The 5,105-nt window shown below is 71.3% G+C and carries 3 protein-coding genes and 1 pseudogene; 2 read left to right on the top strand and 2 right to left on the bottom strand.

The genetic code is table 11. The features are described from left to right. A pseudogene (locus VFO68_RS25975) lies at positions 1-268 on the bottom strand (ATPase); the annotation flags it as partial. Continuing rightward, complete coding sequence (ssd, locus tag VFO68_RS25980; protein ID WP_325161007.1) at positions 265-1,356, bottom strand: septum site-determining protein Ssd; 1,092 nt, start codon at positions 1,354-1,356, stop codon at positions 265-267. The gene ssd and the pseudogene VFO68_RS25975, both read right to left, overlap by 4 nt. Positions 1,357-1,784: 428 nt before the next feature. Here ssd and VFO68_RS25985 point away from each other — a divergent pair, with 428 nt between their 5' ends. Both VFO68_RS25985 and VFO68_RS25990 read left to right on the top strand, forming a co-directional pair. Continuing rightward, positions 1,785-2,612, top strand: a complete 828-nt coding sequence (locus tag VFO68_RS25985) for an HAD-IB family hydrolase (protein ID WP_325161008.1) — start codon at positions 1,785-1,787, stop codon at positions 2,610-2,612. A 734-nt stretch (positions 2,613-3,346) separates the two neighbouring features. Next, on the top strand, positions 3,347-5,105 hold a 1,759-nt coding region (locus tag VFO68_RS25990; protein ID WP_325161009.1), incomplete at its 3' end, for a glycoside hydrolase family 3 protein.

Here is a 5,105-nt window from a genome sequence, read left to right on the forward strand (position 1 = left end):
TCCGGGTCAGCCCGGCCGTTCCGTCCACCCACACCTCGCCCGGCCCGGTGACCAGAACGTCGGTGGTCGCCGGGTCGCGCAGCAGCGGCTCGAGCAGGCCGGCACCACCGAACTCCCGGCGCAGCAACCGCAACGCGGCCAGCACGTCCGAATGCCCGACCACACCGCCGGCCTCGTCGCGCACGGCCTCGGCCATCACCGCGTCGGTGATCTCGGCGCCGGTCCCGGCCAGCCGGGCGCGGACCCGGTCGATCAGCTCGGCGGTCATGACACGCTCCGCAGCTCGTGGCCGGGCTGCTCGGCGAGCACACGCAGCGTGGCCCGGGCCGCCGAGGTGAGCGGACCGCGCGGCCGGGGCCGAAAATCGCCACGGTCGAGCGACTGCGCCAGGAACGGCTCCGGCCGCATGACGGTGAGCAGCGGGACGCCGGCCGCCTCGGCGACCTCCTCGGCCCGCAGGCCGCCGGGCGCCGGACCGCGCACGACCAGCTGCGGCACCAGCCCGCGATCCCGCAGGCGGCCGGCCAGCAGCCGGGCTCCCACGCTCGCCCGCACCTCGGCCGGAACGATGATCACGGTCAGGTCGGTCCGGTCGAGCGCGGCGCAGGCGGCGGGCCCGAGCTCGCGGGGCAGATCGCAGACCACGGTCTCGCCGGCCCGGCGACCGGCCTCCAGCACGGCGACCACGGCGTCCGGTTCCGGCCCGACACCCTCGCGGGCTCCGGACAGCAGCGAGAGCCGGGCCGCTCCCCTGGTCCGGCCGGGCAACGCCGCGTGCAACGCGGAGACCGGCACCCGACCGGTGCGCAGCCGCAGCTCCGGCCAGCGCATGCCGTCATCGGTCTCGGCTCCCAGCACGAGATCCAGGCCGCCGCTGCGCGGATCGCAGTCCACGAGCAGCGCGTTGTTCCCGCCGCGCAGCACGGTCAGGCCGACCGACGCGGCGAACACCGAGGCACCGGCCCCGCCCCGGGCGCCGAGCACGGCGAGCACCCGGCCGGTGCTGCCGGCAGGTGTCTCCGCCACGTCGGCCAGCGCCCCGACCAGCCAGGACTCGCTGGCCGGCAGCTGGACCACCCGGGTGGCGCCCAGCTCCAGCGCGTCCGGCCACAGGTCGGCCGGTGGCGGCCCGGCGCAGACCACGAGCACCTGGTCCCGCCGGGCCAGACCCAGCTCGCGGCAGCGCCGCACGCCGGCGCCGTCCAGGATCACCAGCGGGCTGCTGGCCCACCGCACCCGGGCCGCGGCGGCGTCCGGTATCCGTTCCACCGCGCAGCCGGCCGCGGCCGCGAGCTTGAGCACGTCGTCGAGCAACTCGTCGTCGTCGATCAACGCCAGCGGTCGGTTCGTGTCCATCGGGTCCCCTGCAAGCCGGTCGTTTCGTCGGCGGCAGGCGGGTGCCGGCCGCGATTTCACGATCGGGCCGGGGCGGGTCCGGGGACAACGGCCAGTGATCAAGATGTGGAAAACCCGCCCGGCTGTGGACAACTACCGCTTGGACGATCTTGTGGGCCGGGTTTCGTCGGCCGGCTGTGCGAAGCTGCGCGGGGGCGTCCACGTTGGACTGTCGCGGCAGGACGCGGACAGAGGACGACCCCCGCCAGGGGGGAGGGACGGGGGCCGCCTGAAGGTTCAGTCCCGGGGGGTCGGACTGAACCGCCCGGTCAATGCCGGACTCGGTCTACTGTATCCCCTTCGCAGGTCCGCCGGGGTGAGAACAGGTACACCGAAACGGTTGTCGTTCGTTCCGGACCGATCCACCAACGCACTCGTATGCTGACCGGATGACCAGCCCGCGCAGCGCCGCGACCGGGGACAACGAACCCACGGTGGCGGCATTTTTCGACCTGGACAAGACGGTCATCGCCAAGTCCAGCACCCTGGCGTTCAGCCGGCCGTTCTTCCAGGGCGGGTTGATCAACCGTCGAGCGGTGCTCAAGAGCGCCTACGCGCAGTTCGTGTTCGTCTCCTCCGGCGCGGATGCCGACCAGGTCGAGCGGATGCGGGCGCACCTCACCGCCCTGTGCGCGGGCTGGGACGTCCAGCAGGTGCGCTCGATCGTCGAGGAGACGCTGCACGACATCGTGGATCCGCTGGTCTACGCCGAAGCCGCGGAACTCGTGACCAGCCACCGGGAACAGGGCCATGACGTCGTGGTGGTCTCCGCGTCCGGGGAGGAGATCGTCGCCCCGATCGCCGAGATGATCGGCGCCACGAGCAGCGTCGGCACCCGCATGGTCGCCGTCGACGGCCGCTACACCGGCGAGATCGAGTTCTACTGCTACGGCGAGAACAAGGCCGCCGCGATCAAGCAACTCGCCGCCGAGCGCGGGTACGACCTCGAGTCCTGCCATGCCTATTCGGACTCGGTCACCGACCTGCCGATGCTCGAGGTGGTCGGCAACCCGGCGGTGGTGAACCCGGACCGGGCGCTGCGCGCGGTGGCCGCCGAACGGGGCTGGCCGGTGCTGACGTTCTCCAAGCCGGTGTCGCTGCGGTCGCGGTTCCACGCCCCGTCCGGCACGGCCGTCGCGGTCACCGCGATCGGGATCGGCGCTCTTGCCACGGCGGGCGTCACGTGGTACGGCCTGCACCGCCGACGGAAACGCTGAAAAGAATTCGGGATACCGGAAAAGGAATATTCCCTCGATGGGCCGGTATCCGCAGGCAGGAGCCCTTGAGAATACGCTCACCGGCCGTGTCCGTCGACCACCTGCGGGCTCTTTAACGGTGCACCCATATGTGCACTTGAAGTGCCTGGTCCCACTCGGTAGAAAGAAGGTGCGGACTTCTGAACGGCCAGGGACGAGGCGAAGAGAAGCCCCAGTCCACCCCGCCAGAGCTCCGTGCGCGAACACCGGAGCACCCACGCTCAGCACGCCGCGGGAGGCATGTCGTCACGGGACTGCGTACTGGGACGCCGGACGCCGAGGCCAGGAATATACGACACCGTTGCACGCTTGGTAGCCCGGATGTTCGCGCTGGACGATTTGGGCGATCCCTGCCCGCAGAGAGAGCGGGCGGGGATCGCCCAGTCCTATTTTCTGGGGGCCAAGCCCCCAGACCCCCGGCCGGCGGGGCGGTGCCCCCAGGACCCCCCCACCCCGGTTACGGACGGGTGGGCTGGGGTCACTTTGGGCGGATGGGTCACCTTGGGCGGAAACCGGTGATCGGGTAACCGGGGTCGTTGTGGGCGCGGGGGCGCCGGAGCTTGGGGGCTTGGTGGTTGCTGGGGGTGGGGAGCAGAGTTGGTTGACCTGCTGAGTGTGGCGTGGGTAACTTACCGATACTTGATGGTGTCGGTGAATGGGTTTCCAGACGCCTCGGGTTGACCAGGGAGGCTGTGGTGGCCAAGTCGCTCCGACTGAGGGTGTCCGTGGGGCTGGGGCTGGGGGCGTTGCTGGGGACCGCTCTCTATGGGGTGCCGTCCGCGGCGGCTGCCGGCGAGGTGGGCGTGGAGGCGCTCGCGGGGCAGATGTTGGGCCGGCTGTCGTTGGAGCAGAAGGTCGGGCAGATGTTCGTGGTGTCGGTGTGGGGGAAGTCCGCCGACGAGGCGCACCCGACGAACCGGGCCAACTACGGGGTGGACACGCCCGCACAGGTGGTGGAGCGGTACAACGTCGGCGGGGTCATCTACTTCAACAACTCCGGCACCGACAACGTGGACAGCCCGCGGCAGGTGGCGGAGTTCTCCAACGGCTTGCAGCAGGCGGCGATGCGGTCCGGACTGCGGCTGCCGCTGATCATCGCGATCGACCAGGAGGGCGGGAACGTCACGCGGCTGGAGACGCCGGCCACGGAGTTCCCCGGGAGCATGTCGGTGGGGGCGGGGCGCAGCACCGGCGACGCCCGGTCGCTGGCGACGATCAACGGGCATGAACTGCGGGCGATGGGGATCAACCAGAACTTCGCGCCGGTGGCGGATGTCAACTCCAACCCGTTGAACCCGGTGATCGGGGCGCGGTCGTTCTCCTCGCATCCGGATCTGGCCAGTGATCTGGTGCGGGCCGAGGTGGCCGGGTTCCAGAACTCGGGCCTGCCCCGCGCCACGGTCTCGTCCGCGGCCAAGCACTTCCCGGGCCACGGCGACGCGGCCACCGACAGCCACACCTCGCTGCCGATCATCAACCGGACCGAGGCGGAGTGGCGGCGGATCGACCTGCCGCCGTTCCAGGCCGCCATCGCCGCCGGCGTCGACGCGATCATGACCGCGCACATCGAGGTGCCCAGCCTGGAGCCGTCCGGGGTGCCGGCCACCCTGTCCCACCGCATCCTCACCGACCTGCTGCGCGGCGAACTGGGCTACCGCGGGGTGATCGTCACCGACGCGCTGGGCATGGGCGGGGCCAACGTGTTCCCGGCCGAGGAGATCCCGGTGATGGCCGTCGAGGCCGGCGCGGACGAACTCCTCATGCCGCCCAACCTGGACCTGGCGAAGAACGCGGTGATCAACGCGGTGCGGTCCGGCCGGCTGACCGAGCAGCGGATCAACCAGAGCGTGCTGCGCATCCTGATCCAGAAGCTCAAGCGCGGGGTGCTGACCAACCCGCTGGTGGACGTCGCCAAGGTGGACAGCCTGGTCGGCACGCCGGCACACCTGGCCGAGGTGCAGCGGGTCAGCGACCGCACCACCACCGTGCTGCGTAACGACGCCGGCCTGCTGCCGGTCCGCACCCGGCCGGCCAACGTGCTGGTGACCGGCGTCGGCGACACCGTGCTGCCGGCCCGGACGCCGACCTGGCTGGCCGGCAGCCTGACCGCCCGCGGGGTCAACGCCACCGCGCTGCCCAGCGGAACCAGCCCGAGCGAGGCGGTGATCACCCAGGCGGTGACCGCCGCGCAGAGCTCCGACCTCGTGGTGGTGCTGACCAACAGCCTCGGCACCCGGGCGCAGCTGCGTGCGCTGCTGACCCGCTTGCAGGCCACCGGAAAACCGGTCATCGCGGTGGCCACCCAGATCCCGTACGACGCCGGCTTCGTCGACAACCCGACCTGGCTGGCCACCTACTCCTGGCGGGCGACATCGATGGAATCATTGGCAAAGGTGCTACTCGGGGACATCTCGCCGCAGGGCAAGCTCCCGGTGGACATTCCGGTCGGCTCCG

The sequence above is a fragment of the Actinophytocola sp. genome (genome assembly GCF_035712165.1).
In the GTDB taxonomy this organism is placed as follows: Bacteria; Actinomycetota; Actinomycetes; order Mycobacteriales; family Pseudonocardiaceae; genus DASYTH01.

Bases quoted from the DNA above. Each gene is read 5' to 3' on its own strand.
- ssd (WP_325161007.1), bottom strand. From the start codon at position 1,356: ATGGACACGAACCGACCGCTGGCGTTGATCGACGACGACGAGTTGCTC.
- VFO68_RS25985 (WP_325161008.1), top strand. From the start codon at position 1,785: ATGACCAGCCCGCGCAGCGCCGCGACCGGGGACAACGAACCCACGGTG.